We start from the raw sequence: 18,651 nt of genomic DNA on the forward strand, positions 1-18,651 counted from the left end.
TGGTCGCTCGCGCAGTTCCCCGCGCCCCTGAAGGGGCGTCCCCGTGGACGCCCCGTCAAGCGTGCTGCCGCAGCCAGCGGAGTACCGCCTGGGCGAGGGCGGGGCGCTTGAGGAGCTCGCCTCCGTGCGCGGTGCCCTGCTCGATGCGCACGGTGACATCCCGCAGGCCCGCCACCGTCTGCGCGTGCGCGAGGTCCGTGGAGTGGGCGACCGGGACGAAGTCCGCCGCCGAGTGCGTGAGGAACAGGGGCGCGTCGTCCTTGCCCGAGGCGCGCGACTTGGCCACCAGGTCGACCCACTTCTTCCAGCACCGCCCGGATGCCCGGTCCGGCACGCACCCCGCGAGCAGCTCCGCCGTCCCCCGCAGCTTGCGCTGGGCCGGTGACGCGGCGCGCATCCCGCCGTCCTGCCAGGCGCGGTAGGGGGAGGCCACGGGGGAGAGGGCCACCACGCCGCGCACCCGCTTGCGTCCGGCGCCGTAGGCCCCCGCGCTGACCGCGAGATGCCCGCCCGCGGACGAGCCGAGCACCAGGGGCGTGGAGCCCCCGCGCCGCTTCACCCATCGCAGGGCCGCGAGCACGTCGTCGCGCTGCGCGGGCCAGGCGGCGTCGGTGGCGAGGCGGTAGTCGGTGTCGTACACGGTGAACCCGCGTGCCGCGAACCACCGTGCACGGGCGCTCCAGTCGGTGTCCCGCACCCAGGAGCCGCCGTGCAGGATCATCAGGGCGGGGCGCCCGGACCGGTCGCCGTACACGGTGATGTTCTGCCGTGCGTGCCCCCCGTACGAGAAGGTCCTGCCCGGCAACGGATCGGGTGCGGCCTCGACGGCGGCACTGGACGACAGCAACGCCACACACAGGGCGAGGACCGGCAATGTACGACGCATGGCCAGATGCTCCACCGGCGGGCCCCGCCACCGGCACAGAAACGTTCCGCGTCACCACCACGGGTTAGCGAACGATCCTCTGTTCGCGCGAGGGGAGCCCGGGTGGACGAACGGAAAGGGCCGCCGCACCTGTGGGGTGCGGCGGCCCTTTCGTACGTCTACCGGCCCGCTGGGGGCGTTGCGGACGTCAGTTGACGGAACCCATGAGTTCCTTGACCTTCTTGCGGTTCATCCAGATGCCGAAGCCCGCGATGACCGCGATGACCGCCTCGACGGCGACCGCACCCGAGTTGTTCAGGTCGATGCCGAGCTGCGGGGAGGTCAGCAGGCCGGTGACGGAGTCGCCCGCGGTGACCGCGAGGAACCAGACACCCATCATCTGGGCGGTGTACTTCGCCGGGGCCATCTTCGTGGTGACCGAGAGGCCGACCGGGGAGAGGCAGAGCTCGCCGACGGTCTGGATGAAGTAGATCGCGACCAGCCACATCGGGCTGACCTTGCCGCCGTTGTTGGCGGTGTCGATCAGAGGGATGAGGAAGACGAGGAAGGAGATGCCGATCAGCGTGAGGCTGGAGGCGAACTTGACCGCCGTGCTCGGCTCCTTGCCCCGCTTGTTCAGCCACAGCCAGGCCGACGCGACCACGGGGGCGAGCGCCATGATGAAGATCGGGTTCAGCGACTGGTACCAGGAGGTCGGGAAGTCGAACCCGAGCAGGTTGTTCGTCGTCGAGTGCTCGCCGAAGATCGACAGGGTCGAGCCGTTCTGGTCGTAGATCATCCAGAAGACGGCGGCGACGATGAAGAACCAGACGTAGCCCGAGAGCTTGGACTGCTCCAGGTTCGTCAGCTCCTTGTCGCGCTTCATGCGGACCAGGACGGTGACCGGGATGACCAGACCGGCGATGGTGAGGGGCATCAGGGCCCAGTCGGCGAAGTTGCCGGTCACACCGAGGAACGTGTAGAGCGCGACCGCGACGATCAGCCAGATCAGGCCGTTGCGCAGGGCGGACGCGCGCTGCTGCGGCGTCGCGGGCTGCGAGACGACACTGCTCTCGGCGCTGAGGTGGCGCGAGCCGAGCATGAACTGGCCGAGGCCGAGCGCCATGCCGATCGCGGCGAGCGCGAAGCCGAAGTGCCAGTTGACGTTCTCGCCCACGGTGCCGATGGTCAGCGGGGCGAGGAAGGCGCCCACGTTGATGCCGATGTAGAACAGCGTGAAGCCACCGTCACGGCGCGGGTCCTCCGGGCCGTCGTAGAGGTGGCCGACCATCGCGGAGATGTTGGCCTTCAGCAGGCCGGAACCGAGCGCGACGAGACCGAGACCCGCGAAGAACGTGGCCGAGCTCGGCAGGGCGAGCGTGATGTGGCCGAGGATGACGACGATGGCGCCGATGGCGACCGTCTTGCGCGGTCCCCAGAACCGGTCGGCCATCCAGCCGCCGGGCATGGCGAGCAGGTAGACCATCGACATGTAGACGGAGTAGATCGCCGTCGCCGTCGTGGCGCTCATGTTCATGCCGCCGGGGGCGATCAGATAGAGCGGGAGCAGTGCTTTCATGCCGTAGAAGCTGTAGCGCTCCCACATCTCGGTCATGAAGAGTGTGGCCAGTCCGCGGGGGTGGCCGAAGAAGGTCTTCTCAGAGCCAGGGGTACCGGCGGAGTCCTTCGTCAGGCTGGACGCCATGGGTCGATCCTCGTGGGTTCGGGACGCGCGGCAGGAGCGTGTGCGCGCCCGGTGGGGGGCGGTCGGCACCGGGGTCGTACCGTCCACACCCCCACGCCCGGGGGGAGTTTCGCGCTCCGTGTCGAGGAGGGCGCTGGTACGGCGACTCCGGGATCCACGCCCTGGCGCATCCTCACGCTCAGGGCCCGACCACAGGTCATTCCTTTCAAGGCTGGCAGAAGCCGGCCCGCACATAAAAGAGACCTAAGGCCGCACAGTGGGCCAAAGGTCCTTGCATAGTGCATCAGGCGTTGGGTCACCATACGCCACGACAGCGCGGCATATGGAAGGACTTGAGAGATGGATCACAGGTTGCGATGGAACCAACAGCCCACTTTTAAAGGTGATCCTCAGGATCGCACCCCATAGCCGCAGGCGTCGACCATCAGCTGGCGATCACCCCACGGCGGTCGTCCGGCGCGGACTACCATCACCCCATGACCCGTGTACTGCTCGCCGAGGACGACGCGTCCATCTCGGAGCCGCTGGCCCGTGCCCTGCGCAGGGAGGGCTACGAGGTAGAAGTGCGTGAGGACGGCCCGACCGCCCTCGACGCCGGGCTGCAGGGCAGCGTCGACCTTGTCGTACTCGACCTGGGGCTGCCCGGCATGGACGGCCTGGAGGTGGCCCGGCGCCTGCGTGCCGAGGGGCACACGGCGCCGATCCTCATCCTGACCGCCCGCGCCGACGAGGTGGACACGGTCGTCGGCCTGGACGCGGGCGCCGACGACTACGTCACCAAGCCCTTCCGCCTCGCCGAACTGCTCGCCCGGGTCCGGGCCCTGCTCCGGCGCGGCGCGGCCGAGCCGCAGCAGGCACCGGCCACGCACGGCGTGCGCATCGACGTCGAGTCGCACCGCGCCTGGATGGGCGAGGAGGAGCTCCAGCTCACGGCCAAGGAGTTCGACCTGCTCCGGGTCCTGGTCCGCGACGCGGGCCGTGTGGTCACCCGCGACCAGCTGATGCGGGAGGTCTGGGACACCACGTGGTGGTCGTCCACCAAGACCCTGGACATGCACATCTCCTGGCTGCGCAAGAAGCTGGGCGACGACGCGGCGAATCCTCGGTACATCGCCACGGTGCGGGGCGTCGGCTTCCGCTTCGAGAAGAGTTGATCTCGCCCCTGGGCGCCGGGCAGATGCCCCGTCAGGGGCGCGGGGAACTGCGCGACCAGCCGTCGGCGGCCCGCAGAGGCGTACGGTCCGGACCACGCAGACGCGTCTGCCACCAGCGGTCTTCGGGCGGGTGCGGGACACGCCCTGGCCGCTCGCGCAGTTCCCCGCGCCCCTAAGGTCGCCCCGCAGGCGGGACACTGGGGGAATGCGCCGCCGATTGATCAACAGCACCCTCGCCGTCGTCCTCGTGGTCATCGCGGTCTTCGGGGTGAGCCTCGTCATCGTCGAGACGAGGACCATCAGCAGCAGCGCCCAGGAGCGCGTCACCTCCGAGGCGCTCCGCCTGGCCAGCATCGTCGACAGCCGGCTCATCAGCGACGAGAAGATCAACTCCGAGATCCTGCGCGACGTGGCCGCGGTCGACACCGACCGCTACGCCCTCATCGAGATCCCGGGCCGCCCCGCCATCGAGATCGGCAGCCGCCCCACCGGTGACGTCATCCACGACACGGCCAAGGGCGAGGAGGGCGAGAAGGTCACCGTCGAGGAGCCGCGCACCGCGGTCACCCAGGAGGTCGGCCGCACCCTGCTGATCATCGGCGCCGTGGCCCTGCTCGCGATCGTCGCCGCCGTGCTCCTCGCCGTACGCCAGGCCAACCGCCTGGCCTCGCCGCTCACCGACCTCGCGGAGACCGCGGAGCGCCTCGGCTCGGGCGACCCGAGGCCCCGCCACAAGCGGTACGGGGTGCCGGAGCTCGACCGTGTCGCGGACGTCCTGGACGGCAGCGCCGAGCGGATCGCCCGGATGCTGACCGCCGAGCGCCGGCTGGCAGCCGATGCCTCGCACCAGCTGCGTACGCCCCTGACGGCCCTCTCCATGCGCCTTGAGGAGATCACCGTCACCGAGGACCTGGACACGGTGAAGGAGGAGGCCACGATCGCGCTCGCGCAGGTCGAGCGGCTCACCGACGTCGTACAGCGGCTGCTCACGAATTCGCGCGACCCGCGCACCGGCTCCGCGGTCTCCTTCGACCTGGACGAGGTCATCAAGCAGCAGCTGGAGGAGTGGCGCCCCGCCTACCGCAGCGCGGGCCGCGCCATCGTCAGCTCGGGCAAGCGGCATCTAAGGGCCGTGGGCACGCCGGGCGCGGTCGCGCAGGTCCTCGCGGCGCTCATCGAGAACTCGCTCATGCACGGCGGCGGCACCGTGGCCCTGCGGACCCGCGTCACGGGAAACCAGACGGTGATCGAGGTCACCGACGACGGCCCGGGTGTCCCCGCCGATCTCGGCGCGCGGATCTTCGAGCGGACCATCAGCGGCCGCAACTCGACCGGCATCGGCCTCGCGGTCGCCCGGGACCTGGCCGAGGCCGACGGGGGCCGCCTGGAGATGCTGCAGACGAAGCCGCCGGTGTTCGGGCTCTTCCTGTCGCGTACGCCGCCGCAGAAGCAGGCCCAGGAGCCCGAGGACACGGTGCGCTAGGCCGCCGGGGCCCGGCAGTCAGGGCTAGCGGGTGCCCCGTACCGCGGGGCGCTTCTCGTCGGCGTCCACGGCCTTGGTCCCGTCCTCCAGGAACGATTCCGCACGGGCGACGGCCTCCCGCGCGGGCAGCGTCTTGAAGACCCAGGTGCGGTAGGACCAGAAGCGGAAGCAGGTCGCGATGCCGATGCCCACGAACTTGAAGATGTTGCGCTGGAGCGGGCTGTCCCAGTCGAAGCCGTAGATCGCCGCGTACAGGACGCCGTTCTCGATCACCAGGCCGACCGCGCTGAACATCAGGAACAGCGTGAGCTCCTTGGTGCGGGAGCTCTTGTCACGGTCCTTGTACGTGAAGTAACGGAAACCCACGTAGTTGAAGGCGATGGCCACGACCGTGGCGATCACGTTCGCGCGCACGGCCTGGAGGTCCGTCGTGTGCCACAGCAGGTTGGAGACGCCGAAATTGACCAGCGTGCCCAGCGCCCCCACGGCTCCGAACTTGGCCACTTCGCGCGCGATCTGCTCCAGTCGCACCCGTAGTGCGCCACGTTCCGTCATGGTGGTCGCCCCAACCCCCGTCGTCGATTCGTTCGGTCTCTTCGCCTCGTCGACGTATTGGTGATTCGGTCGCGTCAACCCAGCCATGCTAACCAGCGACCCCCACCGGTCGCGCGTGGACGCCTCCACACTGTGGCGGCTCTGTGACGACAGAGCCCGTGCGGTGCACGGAAACCGGCCGTTCCCACGTGGCTGATACAGGCCGATACCCTGGGGGTGTGACGTTCCCGGTAGTCGGCATGGTCGGCGGCGGTCAGCTCGCCCGCATGACCCACGAGGCGGGCATCCCCCTCGGCCTCAGATTCAAGCTCCTCAGTGACACCCCTCAGGATTCCGCGGCGCAGGTCGTCAGCGATGTCGTCATCGGCGACTATCGCGACCTCGACACGCTGCGCGAGTTCGCGAGGGGCTGCGACGTGATCACTTTTGATCACGAACACGTACCCACCGAGCATCTACGGGCCCTGGAGGCGGACGGCATCCCCGTGCGTCCGGGGCCCGACGCGCTGGTGCACGCCCAGGACAAGGGCGTGATGCGCGAGAAGCTCACGGAGATCGGTGTGCCCTGTCCACGCCACCGGATCGTGCGCGATCCGGCCGACGTGGCGGCCTTCGCGGCCGAAGGCGACGGCTTCCCCGTGATCCTCAAGACGGTGCGTGGCGGCTATGACGGAAAGGGGGTGTGGTTCGTACGTTCCGTCGAGGACGCCGAAGACCCCTTCCGGGCCGGTGTCCCCGTCCTGGCCGAGGAGAAGGTCGACTTCGTACGCGAGCTCGCGGCGAACGTCGTGCGCTCGCCGCACGGCCAGGCAGTGGCCTACCCCGTCGTCGAGTCGCAGCAGGTCGACGGCGTCTGCGACACGGTGATCGCGCCCGCCCCCGGCCTCTCGGAGGCCCTCGCGGGCGAGGCGCAGGAGCTGGCGCTGCGCATCGCCAAGGAGCTCGGGGTGGTCGGCCACCTGGCGGTCGAGCTCTTCGAGACGCGCGACGGCCGCATCCTGGTGAACGAGCTGGCGATGCGCCCGCACAACTCCGGCCACTGGACGCAGGACGGGGCGATCACGTCCCAGTTCGCCAACCACGTGCGCGCGGTGCTCGACCTCCCCCTCGGCGACCCGCGCCCGCGGGCGAAGTGGACGGTCATGGCCAATGTCCTGGGCGGCGACTTCCCGGACATGTACCAGGCGTACCTGCACTGCATGGCGCGCGACCCGCAGTTGAAGATCCACATGTACGGCAAGGACGTGAAGCCGGGACGCAAGGTCGGCCACGTCAACACCTACGGCGATGACCTGGACGACGTGCTCGAGCGCGCGCGTCACGCGGCCGGCTATCTCAGAGGAACGATCACCGAATGACCGCACCTGTAGTTGGCATTGTCATGGGCTCGGACTCCGACTGGCCGGTCATGGAGGCCGCGGCCAAGGCCCTGGACGAGTTCGAGATCCCCTATGAGGTCGACGTCGTCTCGGCGCACCGCATGCCGCGCGAGATGGTCGCGTACGGCGAGGAAGCGGCGGACCGCGGCCTCAAGGCGATCATCGCGGGGGCCGGCGGCGCCGCGCACCTGCCCGGCATGCTCGCGTCGGTGACACCGCTGCCGGTGATCGGCGTGCCCGTCCCGCTCAAGTACCTGGACGGCATGGACTCCCTCCTGTCCATCGTGCAGATGCCCGCGGGCGTGCCGGTGGCGACGGTCTCGGTGGGCGGCGCGCGCAACGCCGGTCTGCTCGCGGCGCGCATCCTGGCCACGCACGACGCCGAACTCCTCGGCCGTATGCGGGAGTTCCAGCAGGAGCTGAACGAGCAGGCCACGGAGAAGGGGAAGCGGCTTCGGGCCAAGGTCGAAGGCGCGGGTTCCGGTTTCGGCTTCGGTTCGGGAAAGTGAGCGGCATGACTTCCCCGGACAGCGCCTCCCTGGACGACGCACGCGCCCTTCTCGCCGACTTCCCGGTGGTCGACGGCCACAACGACCTGCCCTGGGCGCTGCGCGAGAAGGCGGGGTACGAACTCGACCGCCTCGACATCGCCGCCGACCAGACGGGCAACCTCCACACGGACATCGCGCGCCTGCGGGCGGGCGGCGTCGGTGCGCAGTTCTGGTCGGTGTACGTCCGCACGGACCTGGCGGGCGACGCGGCGGTGAGCGCGACGCTCGAACAGATCGACTGCGTCGACCAGTTGCTCACGCGCTACCCCGCGGACCTGCGGCGCGCGCTGACGGCCGCGGACATGGAGGCGGCGCGCGGTGAGGGCCGCATCGCGTCCCTGATGGGTGCCGAGGGCGGCCACTCCATCAACAACTCCCTCGCCACGCTGCGGGCGTTGCACGCGCTCGGCGTCCGCTACATGACGCTGACGCACAACGACAACATCGCGTGGGCGGACTCGGCGACGGACGAGCCGGGGGTCGGCGGCCTCTCCGCGTTCGGCCACGAGGTCGTACGCGAGATGAACCGCAGCGGCATGCTCGTGGACCTCTCCCACGTGGCGGCGACGACGATGCGGGCGGCCCTGGACACCTCGGTGGCGCCGGTGATCTTCTCGCACTCCTCGGCGCGTGCGGTGTGCGACCACCCGCGCAACATCCCGGACGACGTCCTGGAGCGCCTGCCCGCGAACGGCGGCGTCGCGATGGTCACCTTCGTGCCGAAGTTCGTGCTCCAGGCGGCGGTCGACTGGACGGCGGCGGCCGACGAGAACATGCGGGCGCACGGCTTCCACCACCTGGACACGACGCCGGAGGCGATGAAGGTCCACGCGGCCTTCGAGCAGTCGACCCCGCGTCCCGTCGCCACGGTGGCGACGGTCGCCGACCACCTCGACCACATGCGCGAGGTCGCCGGCATCGACCACATCGGCATCGGCGGCGACTACGACGGCACGGCGTTCACGCCGGACGGCCTGAACGACGTGGCGGGCTACCCGAACCTGATCGCGGAGCTCCTGACCCGCGGCTGGGCGAAGGAGGACCTGGCCAAGCTGACGTGGCGGAACGCGGTCCGCGTACTGGGTGCGGCGGAGGACGTGGCACGTGACGTGCAGTCCCGGCGCGGTCCTTCGAACGCGACGCTTCAGCAACTGGACGGCTGAGGGCGCCACTTGAGGCGAAGGGCGGGGGCGGCCGATCGGCCGCCCCCGCCCTTTTCCTGTTACCTGTCGTCAGTCCACCAGCTCCCGCGCGAACCGCAGCGAGCGGGCGAACACGTCCTCCACGTCGGCATCGGGCAGGCCGTGCCAGCCGTGGTCGGCGCCCGGCACCGTACGCAGCTCGACGCGTGCGGCCCCGGCGTCCCGCAGCCCGGTGGCGAGCGCCTCGCTGTGCGTGGCCGGGACCATCGTGTCCCGCTCGCCGTGGACCAGGAGGAAGGGCGGGGCGGCGCGGTGGACGTGCGTGACGGGGCTGGCCGCGCGGGCCCGCTCGGGCACGGTGGCGGGGGCGGCGCCGAGCAGCAGGGCCTCCGGGGTCGTGGCGCTGTGCGGGTCGAAGGGGCCGCGGGGGACGGTCAGGTCGCTCGGGGCGTACCAGATCACGGCGCCGGTGGCCTGGACCGCGGGCTCCAGCGCGAGGAGCGAGGCCAGGTGCCCGCCCGCGGACTCGCCCCACACCACCGTCCTCGCGGGGGCGACGCCGAGCTCCGGCGCACGCAGCTCCAGCCAGCGCAGGGCGGCGCGCAGGTCGTCCAGCGGGGCGGGGAAGGGAGCCTCGCCGCTGAGCCGGTAGTCGGCGCAGGCCACCGCGAAGCCCGCTGCCGCGATGCGTGCCAGAGGGCCCGGATTCCAGTGCCGGGTCGCCATCCCCATGTCGTCACGGCGCCCTCGCCGCCAGGCACCGCCGTGCACGAACAGGACCAGGGGGAGGGGTGCGCCTGCGCTGTCCGGCAGCCACAGGTCGAGCTCCAGCGGGCGGCCGCCGTCGACCTCGCCGTACGGGACACCGCGCAGCAGCCGCAGGTCCGGTGCCGGGCGCGCGGCGTGCGGCAGGGGTGCCACGTCCGGGTGGGGCGCGGCGATCAGGGCCCGCAGGGCCGCGCCTGTGGGGCTCACCGGGTGCGCCACTGGTGCTCGGGCAGGAAGCGCACGTCGTACTGCTCGGGGACGGTCGCGAACTTGTCGGGCGTAGGCACGACGGGCTCACGCGGCAGGCCGAGCCCTTCGGCGGGTGCCCCGAGGGTCTCGAAGAACCGCTCGAAGGTGCCGCCCGGCCCGGCGGCGACGCCGACGACCTGGCTGTGGTGGCGCTCCATGCGGTAGGCGTGCGGGCAGTTCTTCGGTACGAAGCCGAAGTCGCCGGGGGTGAGGAGCTTCTCCAGCTGCTCGCCCTCCAGGTCCTCGACGAAGAGGCGGACGGCGCCCTGGGTGACGTAGAAGACCTCGTACGTGTCCGGGTGCAGGTGGGCCGGGATGACGTTGCCCCGGGGGCCCTCGACGGTGAAGAAGTTGAAGGCGTTCTCGGTCTGCTCGCCGCCCGCGTAGATGGTGATCAGGTCGCCGAACAGATGGGCGCGGTCGCCCTCGCCCTTCTCGATGACGTAGGGCTTGCCCGGTTCGGCGGGGATGCGCGAGGAGCGCCGGTGGCGGGTCGCGTACTCGATCGTCATGGGCTCTCCCGGGGATGGCTGAGGAAGGGAACGGAGAATGTCAGGCAGCCTGACATAAAGAGTCCACGGCGGGCAAGCCGTCGCCCGTGAACAGGCCCGCGACCCCATAGGCTCGGCGGATGCACGTCACCGGCCGCAACCTCCCGCAACTGCTCGGCGACGCCCGGCGCTGGTTCGAGGACGCGCTCCTCGCGGCCCTGGAGGCGGCGGGGGAGGTCCATGTGTCCCCGACCCAGGCGGGTCTCTTCGCCGTCCTGGACGAGCAGGGCACGACGGTCTCCGAGCTGGCGCGCCGGATGGGCGTCACGCGGCAGACCGCCCATCAGGCGGTGCACGGCCTGGTCGCGGCGGGCCTCCTGGAGCAGGTCCCCGACCCCTCGTCGGGGCGGCAGCGGCTCATCCGGCGCACCGCCGAGGGCGAGCGCACGCACCGCGAGGCGGAGCTGGTCCTGCACCGCCTGGAGGAGGTGCTCGCCGAGCGGATCGGCCCGGAGGTGACACGGGCGCTGCGGGCGGCCCTCGAAGCGCCCTGGGGGAATCCGCCGGTCCTCGGCCCGCCCCAGGGGTGAAACGCCGGTCGCCCTCCCCTCGGAGCGAGGGAAGGGCGACCGGACTGGGCTGGCCTTGGCCTGGCCTGGCGTCAACGCGCCGTGGGTTACGGCAGGTTGCGGGCCATCACGATGCGCTGGACCTGGTTCGTGCCCTCGTAGATCTGCGTGATCTTCGCGTCGCGCATCATGCGCTCGACGGGGTAGTCACGGGTGTAGCCGTAGCCGCCGAGCAGCTGGACGGCGTCCGTGGTGACCTCCATCGCGACGTCCGAGGCGAAGCACTTGGCGGCGGCACCCTGGAAGGTGAGGTCCGCGTCGCCACGCTCCGACTTGGCCGCGGCCGCGTACGTCAGCTGACGCGCGGCCTCGATCTTCATCGCCATGTCCGCGAGCATGAACTGCACGCCCTGGAAGTCGCCGATCGGCTTCCCGAACTGCTTGCGCTCCTGGACGTACCCCTTGGCGTAGTCCAGCGCGCCCTGGGCGATGCCGAGCGCCTGGGCCGCGATCGTGATGCGGGTGTGGTCCAGGGTCTTCATCGCCGTGGCGAAGCCCGTGCCCTCCTCGCCGATCATGCGGTCGGCGGGGATGCGGACGTTGTCGAAGTAGACCTCGCGGGTCGGCGAGCCCTTGATGCCGAGCTTGCGCTCCGGGGCGCCGAAGGAGACGCCCTCGTCCGACTTCTCGACGACGAAGGCGGAGATGCCCTTCGAGCGCTTGGTCGGGTCGGTCACGGCCATCACCGTGTAGTACTCGGAGACGCCCGCGTTCGTGATCCAGCGCTTCACGCCGTTGAGGACCCAGGAGTCCCCGTCACGGACGGCCTTCGTCTTCATGCCGGCCGCGTCGGAACCCGCGTCCGGCTCGGAGAGGCAGTACGAGAACATGCCCTCGCCCTTGGCGAGCGGCGTCATGTACTTCTTCTTCAGCTCCTCGGACCCGGAGAGGATCACGGGGAGCGAGCCCAGCTTGTTCACGGCGGGGATGAGCGAGGACGAGGCACAGACGCGCGCCACCTCCTCGATCACGATGACCGTGGCGAGCGCGTCGGCGCCCGTGCCTCCGAAGCTCTCCGGTACGTGCACGGCGTGCAGGTCGGAGGCGACGAGGGCGTCGAGCGCCTCCTGCGGGAAGCGGGCCTCCTCGTCCACCGCCGCGGCGAACGGTGCGATCTTCGCCTCGGAGAGCGAACGGATCGCGTCGCGGAGCATGTCGTGCTCCTCGGACGGGCGGTACAGGTCGAAATCAGCCGATCCGGCCAAGGTCTCTCACGCTCCAAGGATGCTAATTACCGTTAAGTAACCCAAATTTTAGAGGGCGGCTCACGCGAGGGATACGTGAGCTTGCCGACAGCGGGCAGCCGACGGGTGGCAATGCCGGAAACGTGCCCTGTCAGAGGCCCGACTATGCTCGGGCACCGCACTGACGCCGTAGACCTCTGGAGCACCGCATGGCCCTCAAGATCACCGTGATCGGCACCGGCTATCTCGGCGCTACGCACGCAGCGGCCATGGCCGAGCTCGGCTTCGAGGTGCTCGGGCTCGACGTCGTGCCCGAGAAGATCGAGATGCTGCAGCGGGGCGAGGTCCCGATGTACGAGCCCGGCCTCGAGGAGCTGCTGCGCAAGCACGTCGCCGGGATCGAGGGCTCCAGCGGGCGGCTGCGCTTCACCATGGACTTCGCGGAGGTCGCGGCCTTCGGTGACGTCCACTTCGTCTGCGTGAACACCCCGCAGAAGCACGGCGAGTACGCCTGCGACATGAGCTACGTCGACAGCGCCTTCGCGCAGCTCGCCCCGCACCTGACCAAGCCCGCGCTCGTCGTCGGCAAGTCGACCGTGCCGGTCGGCTCTGCGGACCGGCTCGCGCGTGAGCTGGCCGCCGCGGCGCCCGTGGGCGCCGAGGCCGAGCTGGCCTGGAACCCGGAGTTCCTGCGGGAGGGCTTCGCCGTGCAGGACACGCTGCACCCGGACCGCATCGTCGTCGGTGTACGCAGCGCGCACGCCGAGAAGCTCCTTCGCGAGGTGTACGCGGGTCCGGTGGGCGAGGGCTCGCCCTTCGTCGTGACGGACTTCCCGACCTCCGAGCTGGTGAAGACCGCGGCCAACTCCTTCCTCGCCACGAAGATCTCGTTCATCAACGCCATGGCCGAGGTGTGCGAGGCCGCGGGCGGTGACGTCGTGAAGCTGGCGGAGGCGCTCGGCTACGACGACCGGATCGGCAAGAAGTTCCTGCGGGCCGGGATCGGCTTCGGGGGCGGCTGTCTGCCCAAGGACATCCGGGCGTTCATGGCGCGGGCCGGGGAGCTGGGTGCCGACCAGGCGCTGACCTTCCTGCGGGAGATCGACTCGATCAACATGCGGCGGCGCGGGCAGATGGTGGAGATGGCGCGCGAGGCGCTCGGCGGCGGGTCCTTCCTGGGCAAGCGGGTCGCGGTCCTCGGCGCCACGTTCAAGCCGGACTCGGACGACGTCCGTGACTCGCCCGCGCTGAACGTCGCCGGGCAGATCCACCTCCAGGGCGGTCAGGTCACGGTGTACGACCCCAAGGGCATGGCGAACGCGGGGCGGCTGTTCCCGACTCTGGCGTACGCGGAGAGTGCCGTGGACGCGGTGCGGGGCGCGGACGCGGTGCTGCACCTGACGGAGTGGCGCGAGTTCCGCGAGCTGGACCCGGAGGCGCTGGGCACGGTGGCCTCGGAGCGGCTCATCCTGGACGGGCGCAACGCGCTGGATCCGGCGGTGTGGCGGGCGGCCGGGTGGACCTACCGGGCGATGGGGCGGCCCTCGGCCTGAGGCCTTGCGCATGGCCTGACCTGGTTCGCACGCGTGTTGGGTGCGGGTGCGTGGGGGGCCGCTGCGGGGCTGGTTCGTCTGTGGGTGCGGGGCCGTGCCGGTATGTCCGTCCTCGCTGTCGTCCGGTGGCCGCCTTGGTGCTTCGGAGGGGGAGTGACGGGAACCGTGCTCCGGGCGGACATACCGGCACGTCCCCTCGCGAGCGCTGCCGGCTGCGGGTGTGTGGGGCTTCTGTCAGGGCTGTACTGGGGGTGGTGTTTTGCGCGCCCGATAGGCCCGCATCTTTGCTCGGGCGCCGCATACCCCCATGTCGCACCATCTGCTGCGGCTCGCCGGGCTTCGGTCGTAGTACGCCCAGTGGCAGTCCGAGGCCTCGCATGCCTTGAGCCGGGACCAGGTGCCCGCGGTCACCGCCTCCGCGATGGCCGCCGCCACCCGCGAGGCGAGCGTGGACGGCTCCGCGGGGGTCAGTTCCGCCGAGCCGTCCTCCTCTGAGATCTTCACCAACAGTGGTGCTCTCGTGAGGAGTTGAGAGAGCGGGGACACCGGTGCGTGCGGGGCGTGGCCCGCGTGGGCCAGGCATGTCGCCCGTAGCGACTCCCGCAGTTCGCGCGCGGCCGTCAGCTCGGCGCCCGGCGCGATGCCGAACGGCGCGCGGCCCTCCGACGTGTCGAGCGCGTCCGCGCCCGACTCCAGGTCCAGGGTGTTCACCAGCGCCTGGACCAGCGCGAGAGCTCCTGGAGCAGATGCTCTGTCATTCATGCTTGCGACGTTACCTCCAGTGGGGGAGTATGTAGTAACCGTTACCTGTAGCGGGCTGCTACAGGTAACCCATCCGCGAACGAGGAGAAGTCATGCCGCTCGCCAAACTCGGCTACGTCGTACTCGACTGCCCCGACCCCCTCGCGCTCGCCACCTTCTACGCGGCCGTCATCGGCGGCACCCCCCAGGACGACGGCGACGGCTGGGCCCATCTCGAAGGCCAGGACGGCCCGCCGCTCGCGTTCCAGGCCGCGCCCGGCCACGTACCGCCGCAGTGGCCGGCGGCGACGCACTCGCAGCAGTTCCACCTGGACCTGCATCTGCCGCAGGAGGAGCTGGACGCCGTCGAGAAGGAGGTGCTCGCGCTCGGCGCCACCGTGCTGGACGCGGAGGATCGCGAGCGGAGCTTCCGGGTGTACGCCGACCCGGCCGGGCACCCGTTCTGTCTCTGCGCCTGCTGAATCCATCAGGAGGGAACACACACATGGCACCCGTCGCGCGCATGCGCAGTGTCGTCCTGGACTGTCCCGATCCCCGTCAACTGGCCGAGTTCTACGCGCACTTGCTGGGCGGCACCGTCGAGGGCGACGAGGGCGAGGACTGGGTCACCCTCCACGCCCCCGGCGGCCTGCGCCTCTGCTTCCAGGAAGCCCCGGGGCACCGCCCGCCCGACTGGCCGCGGGCGGGCGCCGGTTCGCAGCAGATCCACCTCGACCTCGACGTGGGTCCGGCCGTCCAGGACATCGAGCGCGCCCAGGAGCGCGTACTCGCCCTGGGCGCCAAACCGCTCGACGTCGACGACGACAACGGCAGCCGCGACTTCCGCGTGTACGCCGATCCGGCAGGGCATCCCTTCTGCCTCTGCCGGATCGACGAAGGCTAACCGGCGGCCTGCTGCCGCCGCCTCTCCCGCGCCGCCCGTGCCGTGAAGTCGGCCCCGCGCAGCACCCGTTGGGCATTGCCCCACGTCAGGCGCGCGAGGTCGGCCTCAGGCCAGTCGCGGTCGATGAGCTCGGCGACGAGGTGCGGATAGCGCGATGCGTCGGCCAGGCCGTCGGGGTGCGCGGCCGAGGTGTCGTACATCCCCGAGAGGCCCACGCTCTCCGGGCCCGCGAGGCGGCGTACGTGGTCGAGGTGGTCAGCCACCTCATGGATCGAGGAACCCGTCTGCTCGGCGGCCAGGGGCACCAGGCACAGGCCCTTGGCGGCGCCGAGCGCGGTCAGCAGGTCGTCCGGGAGGTTCGCCGGGGCGTCCCGCAGCGCGCGGGCCCCCGACCTGGCGAAGAGGACCGGTGCCTTGGAGACGGCGAGCACCCGGTGCGCGGTGGCCTCGGTGGCGCCGGACAGCTCGGCGAGCACCCCGAGCCGGTTCAGCTCGCGCACCACCTCCTCGCCGAACGGGGTCAGCCCCTCGGGGCCCGTCCATGACGTACCGGAGAGCGTGAGCGAGCAGAGACCGAGGGCGTGCAGGGCGCGCAGGGTGGCGAGCGAGTCGCCGATCGCCTCGGCGCGCGCCGGACCGATCAGGGTGGCGATGCGGCCGCAGTGGCGGGCGTCGGCCACCTCGGACGCCGTGCGGGCCAGGCGCAGGCCGTCGGAGTGGCCGCCGACGACGCGCTTGACGAGGTCGAGCTGTTCGAGGGTCGCGCCGAGCACGCGGTCACCGGTGATGCTCTCCGGGACGTGCACGGACCAGAACTGCGCCCCCACACCCCCCTCACGCAGCCGCGGCACATCGGCGTCCACGGCGCTGTCGCCGAGCTCCAGGTCGTACCAGGGCAGCCCGCGCAGCGTCCAGGGCAGTCCGCTGTAGCCGTCGGCGACGGGATGCGCGGCGAGCAGCGCGCGGGCTCGCCCGAGGGGGTCCTGCGCGCGTGCTGGTCCGGGCGCGGGTTCGTGCGCCGGTCCAGGCTCGGATATGGGCGGTGGCTCGGGGGGCCGTACGGAGGGCTGGTCCAGCTCTCCGGCTTCGGCGGTGGCGTTGAGTTCGACCTGCAGGTCTGCCATGGCAGTGCTCCGGACTTCAGGGTGGCAGTCCGGTCAACCGTGACACGCGGGAGCCGCGGCTTCACGGCGGGCGAAGCGTTCGGGGTACGAGGCCGTGACCGCGGCACGCGCAGGGGCCCCGCCGATTGACCGGCGGGGCCCCTGCGACAGGTTCAGGAGACGGTTCAGCCGCCCGAGACGGTCACCTTCTCGTCGTTGTTCAGCTGGTTCACCATCTGCTTGACCTTGGCCTTGTCCCACAGGAGGTTGCCGCCGGTCGAGCCCGCGAGCGGCATGTTCATGGACTTGCCGTCGCCGCCCGTGACGCCCTTCATCGCCCAGAACATGGACGCCACGTCGAACAGGCCCATGTCCTTGTCGACGACCAGCGTGTCCAGGCCCGCGCCCATCGTGGGGTAGAGCTTGAAGGGGTTCATGACCGTGCCCGGCGTCGCCGCCTGGTTGGCCAGGGCCGCGAGGAACTTCTGCTGGTTCTTCGTGCGGTCCAGGTCGCTGCCCGGCAGGGCGTAGCGCGTACGGACGAAGGCCAGGGCCTGCTTGCCGTCGAGGGTCTGCTTGCCCGCCTCGAAGTCGGCGCCGGACTTCTCGTCCTTGAAGCCCTTGGGGATGTCCATCTCGACGCCGCCGACCGCGTCCACGATCTTGGCGAAGCCGCCGAAGCCGATCTCGGCGTAGTGGTCGATCTTCAGGCCGGTGTTGTACTCGACGGTGCGGACGAGCAGCTCGGGGCCGTCCTCCGCGTACGCCGCGTTGAGCTTCGTCTGGCGGCCCTGGTTCGGGTAGAGCTTGCCGGACTCGGCGCCCTTGAAGGAGGGGATCGTCACGTTCGAGTCGCGGGGCAGCGAGATCATCGTGTTCCCGCCGTCGTCCGCGACGTGCAGGATCATCATCGAGTCCGTGCGCTTGCCATCGGCGGAGCCCGTGTGGAGGTCCTTCTTGTCCTGGTCGGACATGCCCTCGCGGCTGTCGGAGCCGACGATCAGGTAGTTCGTGCCCGCGCCGCCCTCGGGGCGCTCGATGACCTTGGAGAGGTCGACCTCGCGCTTGAGCTTGGAGTCGGCCCAGAAATACGTGCCGATGGAGACCGCGAGCAGCACCACGACCAGGGTGATCGAGCCGATCTTGATGCGGCGGCGCCAGTTCGGTGCGGGGCGGGGCGCGCGGGTGCCGTACCCGTCGTCGCCGCCCTGGCCCGCGCCGTTGCCCTGGCCGTTCGGGGAGCCGTAGACCTGGCCGGTGTTGTAGCCGCTGTCGTAGCCGTCCTGGCGGGGGCTGCGGGGCTCGAACATGTCGTCGCGCGCGTCGCCGTACCGCTGGCCCTGCCCGTCGTCGTACGACGGCTGCTGCGGGACTCCTCCCGCCTGCTGCTGGCCCGGTCGGCCGGACGGGCCGCCGCGCTGGACATGCCGCATCCTGCGGGCGCCCTCAGGCTGCGCGCTCCCGCTGCCACGGCCGTATCCTCGGCCGTTGCCCTGGTCGTCAGGCCAATCGCTCATGTGGCCCAGTGTGCCGTCTCTGCCTATGCGCCTCACAGGGCAGGCGGGATTTCGGTTCAGGGCTGTTGCAGAGCTGATGCAAAGCCGCCGGGCGCGGCCGGGACATTCCTCCGACTTAAGGTAGAGCCCATGACAGACCTGGCCCCTGGCGCGGAATCGGAGATTCCGGGCAAGCCGACCTCGGCATCCCGCACGACTCTCAGCCACATCATGACCCACGGCGACACCAACCTCCTTGGAACGGTGCACGGCGGCGTGATCATGAAACTGGTGGACGACGCCGCGGGGGCTGTCGCGGGACGGCACTCGGGCGGGCCCGCGGTCACCGCGTCCATGGACGAGATGGCCTTCCTCGAGCCGGTGCGGGTCGGCGACCTCGTCCATGTGAAGGCGCAGGTCAACTGGACCGGGCGCAGCTCCATGGAGGTCGGCGTCCGGGTCCTCGCCGAGCGCTGGAACGAGTCGACGCCCGCGCAGCAGGTGGGGTCGGCGTACCTCGTCTTCGCCGCCGTCGACGCGGACGGCAAGCCGCGGAGCGTGCCGCCGGTGCTTCCGGAGACCGAGCGGGACCGGCGCCGGTATCAGGAGGCGCAGATCCGACGCACGCACCGCCTCGCGCGCCGCCGGGCCATCAAGGAGCTGCGCCAGGCGCGTGCCGCCGAGGGCCTCGACGACTGA

At 70.8% G+C, this 18,651-nt stretch carries 19 protein-coding genes; 10 read left to right on the forward strand and 9 right to left on the reverse strand.

Features of this window, described 5'->3' with window-relative positions:
* Window positions 1–55: 55 nt before the first annotated feature.
* Both ABZ833_RS23290 and ABZ833_RS23295 read right to left on the reverse strand, forming a co-directional pair.
* Window positions 56–886, reverse strand: coding sequence for an alpha/beta hydrolase (locus tag ABZ833_RS23290; RefSeq protein WP_361049556.1), 831 nt, complete (start codon window positions 884–886; stop codon window positions 56–58).
* 187 nt (window positions 887–1,073) lie between these two features.
* Window positions 1,074–2,570 carry an oligopeptide:H+ symporter gene (locus tag ABZ833_RS23295; protein WP_361049558.1) on the reverse strand — a complete coding sequence of 499 codons (1,497 nt, stop codon included), beginning with the start codon at window positions 2,568–2,570 and terminating at the stop codon, window positions 1,074–1,076.
* 476 nt (window positions 2,571–3,046) lie between these two features.
* Between ABZ833_RS23295 and ABZ833_RS23300 the strand changes: the two genes are divergently transcribed.
* Both ABZ833_RS23300 and ABZ833_RS23305 read left to right on the forward strand, forming a co-directional pair.
* On the forward strand, window positions 3,047–3,724 hold the full coding sequence (locus ABZ833_RS23300; protein ID WP_190083462.1) for a response regulator transcription factor: 678 nt from the start codon (window positions 3,047–3,049) through the stop codon (window positions 3,722–3,724).
* Between the two features lie 205 nt (window positions 3,725–3,929).
* Complete coding sequence (locus ABZ833_RS23305; protein WP_361049560.1) at window positions 3,930–5,207, forward strand: ATP-binding protein; 1,278 nt, start codon at window positions 3,930–3,932, stop codon at window positions 5,205–5,207.
* 24 nt (window positions 5,208–5,231) lie between these two features.
* Here the strand turns inward: ABZ833_RS23305 and ABZ833_RS23310 are convergent, their stop codons facing one another.
* Window positions 5,232–5,762: a GtrA family protein gene (locus ABZ833_RS23310; RefSeq protein WP_361049562.1), complete on the reverse strand. Its 531-nt coding sequence runs from the start codon at window positions 5,760–5,762 to the stop codon at window positions 5,232–5,234.
* Window positions 5,763–5,920: 158 nt separating this feature from the next.
* Here ABZ833_RS23310 and ABZ833_RS23315 point away from each other — a divergent pair, with 158 nt between their 5' ends.
* The 3 genes from ABZ833_RS23315 to ABZ833_RS23325 are packed head-to-tail and all read left to right on the forward strand — an operon-like array spanning window position 5,921 to window position 8,855.
* Window positions 5,921–7,120 carry a 5-(carboxyamino)imidazole ribonucleotide synthase gene (locus ABZ833_RS23315; RefSeq protein ID WP_361049692.1) on the forward strand — a complete coding sequence of 400 codons (1,200 nt, stop codon included), beginning with the start codon at window positions 5,921–5,923 and terminating at the stop codon, window positions 7,118–7,120.
* Entirely contained in the window at window positions 7,117–7,650 is a 534-nt protein-coding gene (gene purE / locus ABZ833_RS23320; RefSeq protein WP_361049563.1) for a 5-(carboxyamino)imidazole ribonucleotide mutase, read from the forward strand. Before ABZ833_RS23315 ends, purE begins: the two co-directional genes overlap by 4 nt.
* A gap of 5 nt (window positions 7,651–7,655) precedes the next feature.
* Window positions 7,656–8,855, forward strand: a complete 1,200-nt coding sequence (locus ABZ833_RS23325; protein WP_361049565.1) for a dipeptidase — start codon at window positions 7,656–7,658, stop codon at window positions 8,853–8,855.
* Window positions 8,856–8,924: 69 nt separating this feature from the next.
* On the opposite strand, the gene ABZ833_RS23330 is transcribed toward ABZ833_RS23325, so the two are convergent.
* Window positions 8,925–9,809 (reverse strand): alpha/beta hydrolase, encoded by an 885-nt coding sequence (locus tag ABZ833_RS23330; protein ID WP_361049567.1) that lies wholly within the window; start codon window positions 9,807–9,809, stop codon window positions 8,925–8,927.
* Window positions 9,806–10,363: a quercetin 2,3-dioxygenase gene (locus tag ABZ833_RS23335; protein WP_361049569.1), complete on the reverse strand. Its 558-nt coding sequence runs from the start codon at window positions 10,361–10,363 to the stop codon at window positions 9,806–9,808. Before ABZ833_RS23335 ends, ABZ833_RS23330 begins: the two co-directional genes overlap by 4 nt.
* Window positions 10,364–10,482: 119 nt before the next feature.
* Here ABZ833_RS23335 and ABZ833_RS23340 point away from each other — a divergent pair, with 119 nt between their 5' ends.
* Window positions 10,483–10,932 (forward strand): MarR family winged helix-turn-helix transcriptional regulator, encoded by a 450-nt coding sequence (locus tag ABZ833_RS23340; protein ID WP_361049571.1) that lies wholly within the window; start codon window positions 10,483–10,485, stop codon window positions 10,930–10,932.
* An 86-nt stretch (window positions 10,933–11,018) separates the two neighbouring features.
* On the opposite strand, the gene ABZ833_RS23345 is transcribed toward ABZ833_RS23340, so the two are convergent.
* The gene (locus tag ABZ833_RS23345; RefSeq protein WP_249589530.1) at window positions 11,019–12,176 is read right to left on the reverse strand and encodes an acyl-CoA dehydrogenase; all 1,158 of its coding nucleotides are present in this window, start codon (window positions 12,174–12,176) and stop codon (window positions 11,019–11,021) included.
* A gap of 188 nt (window positions 12,177–12,364) precedes the next feature.
* Between ABZ833_RS23345 and ABZ833_RS23350 the strand changes: the two genes are divergently transcribed.
* Window positions 12,365–13,708, forward strand: a complete 1,344-nt coding sequence (locus tag ABZ833_RS23350; protein ID WP_361049573.1) for a UDP-glucose/GDP-mannose dehydrogenase family protein — start codon at window positions 12,365–12,367, stop codon at window positions 13,706–13,708.
* 234 nt (window positions 13,709–13,942) lie between these two features.
* On the opposite strand, the gene ABZ833_RS23355 is transcribed toward ABZ833_RS23350, so the two are convergent.
* Window positions 13,943–14,470, reverse strand: coding sequence for a CGNR zinc finger domain-containing protein (locus tag ABZ833_RS23355; protein WP_361049575.1), 528 nt, complete (start codon window positions 14,468–14,470; stop codon window positions 13,943–13,945).
* 92 nt (window positions 14,471–14,562) lie between these two features.
* Between ABZ833_RS23355 and ABZ833_RS23360 the strand changes: the two genes are divergently transcribed.
* On the forward strand, window positions 14,563–14,931 hold the full coding sequence (locus tag ABZ833_RS23360; protein ID WP_361049577.1) for a VOC family protein: 369 nt from the start codon (window positions 14,563–14,565) through the stop codon (window positions 14,929–14,931).
* A 23-nt stretch (window positions 14,932–14,954) separates the two neighbouring features.
* A complete protein-coding gene (locus ABZ833_RS23365; protein WP_361049579.1) occupies window positions 14,955–15,353 on the forward strand; it encodes a VOC family protein in 399 nt (132 codons plus the stop codon).
* On the opposite strand, the gene ABZ833_RS23370 is transcribed toward ABZ833_RS23365, so the two are convergent.
* Window positions 15,350–16,477, reverse strand: a complete 1,128-nt coding sequence (locus ABZ833_RS23370) for a dipeptidase (RefSeq protein ID WP_361049581.1) — start codon at window positions 16,475–16,477, stop codon at window positions 15,350–15,352. The two genes, ABZ833_RS23365 and ABZ833_RS23370, sit on opposite strands and share 4 nt — an antisense overlap.
* Window positions 16,478–16,641: 164 nt before the next feature.
* Window positions 16,642–17,973, reverse strand: coding sequence for an LCP family protein (locus tag ABZ833_RS23375; protein ID WP_361049583.1), 1,332 nt, complete (start codon window positions 17,971–17,973; stop codon window positions 16,642–16,644).
* Window positions 17,974–18,102: 129 nt separating this feature from the next.
* On the opposite strand from ABZ833_RS23375, the gene ABZ833_RS23380 reads away from it, so the two are divergent.
* Window positions 18,103–18,651, forward strand: a complete 549-nt coding sequence (locus ABZ833_RS23380; protein ID WP_361049585.1) for an acyl-CoA thioesterase — start codon at window positions 18,103–18,105, stop codon at window positions 18,649–18,651.

This window comes from Streptomyces sp. NPDC047525 (genome assembly GCF_040643025.1).
In the GTDB taxonomy this organism is placed as follows: Bacteria; Actinomycetota; Actinomycetes; order Streptomycetales; family Streptomycetaceae; genus Streptomyces; species Streptomyces durmitorensis.

Coding starts and splice junctions, on each gene's coding strand:
- ABZ833_RS23340 (WP_361049571.1), top strand. CDS start 10,483: ATGCACGTCACCGGCCGCAACCTCCCGCAACTGCTCGGCGACGCCCGG.
- ABZ833_RS23375 (WP_361049583.1), bottom strand. CDS start 17,973: ATGAGCGATTGGCCTGACGACCAGGGCAACGGCCGAGGATACGGCCGT.
- ABZ833_RS23310 (WP_361049562.1), bottom strand. CDS start 5,762: ATGACGGAACGTGGCGCACTACGGGTGCGACTGGAGCAGATCGCGCGC.
- ABZ833_RS23295 (WP_361049558.1), bottom strand. CDS start 2,570: ATGGCGTCCAGCCTGACGAAGGACTCCGCCGGTACCCCTGGCTCTGAG.
- ABZ833_RS23360 (WP_361049577.1), top strand. CDS start 14,563: ATGCCGCTCGCCAAACTCGGCTACGTCGTACTCGACTGCCCCGACCCC.
- ABZ833_RS23305 (WP_361049560.1), top strand. CDS start 3,930: ATGCGCCGCCGATTGATCAACAGCACCCTCGCCGTCGTCCTCGTGGTC.
- ABZ833_RS23370 (WP_361049581.1), bottom strand. CDS start 16,477: ATGGCAGACCTGCAGGTCGAACTCAACGCCACCGCCGAAGCCGGAGAG.
- ABZ833_RS23355 (WP_361049575.1), bottom strand. CDS start 14,470: ATGAATGACAGAGCATCTGCTCCAGGAGCTCTCGCGCTGGTCCAGGCG.
- ABZ833_RS23350 (WP_361049573.1), top strand. CDS start 12,365: ATGGCCCTCAAGATCACCGTGATCGGCACCGGCTATCTCGGCGCTACG.
- ABZ833_RS23380 (WP_361049585.1), top strand. CDS start 18,103: ATGACAGACCTGGCCCCTGGCGCGGAATCGGAGATTCCGGGCAAGCCG.
- ABZ833_RS23365 (WP_361049579.1), top strand. CDS start 14,955: ATGGCACCCGTCGCGCGCATGCGCAGTGTCGTCCTGGACTGTCCCGAT.
- purE (WP_361049563.1), top strand. CDS start 7,117: ATGACCGCACCTGTAGTTGGCATTGTCATGGGCTCGGACTCCGACTGG.
- ABZ833_RS23325 (WP_361049565.1), top strand. CDS start 7,656: ATGACTTCCCCGGACAGCGCCTCCCTGGACGACGCACGCGCCCTTCTC.
- ABZ833_RS23300 (WP_190083462.1), top strand. CDS start 3,047: ATGACCCGTGTACTGCTCGCCGAGGACGACGCGTCCATCTCGGAGCCG.
- ABZ833_RS23335 (WP_361049569.1), bottom strand. CDS start 10,363: ATGACGATCGAGTACGCGACCCGCCACCGGCGCTCCTCGCGCATCCCC.
- ABZ833_RS23290 (WP_361049556.1), bottom strand. CDS start 886: ATGCGTCGTACATTGCCGGTCCTCGCCCTGTGTGTGGCGTTGCTGTCG.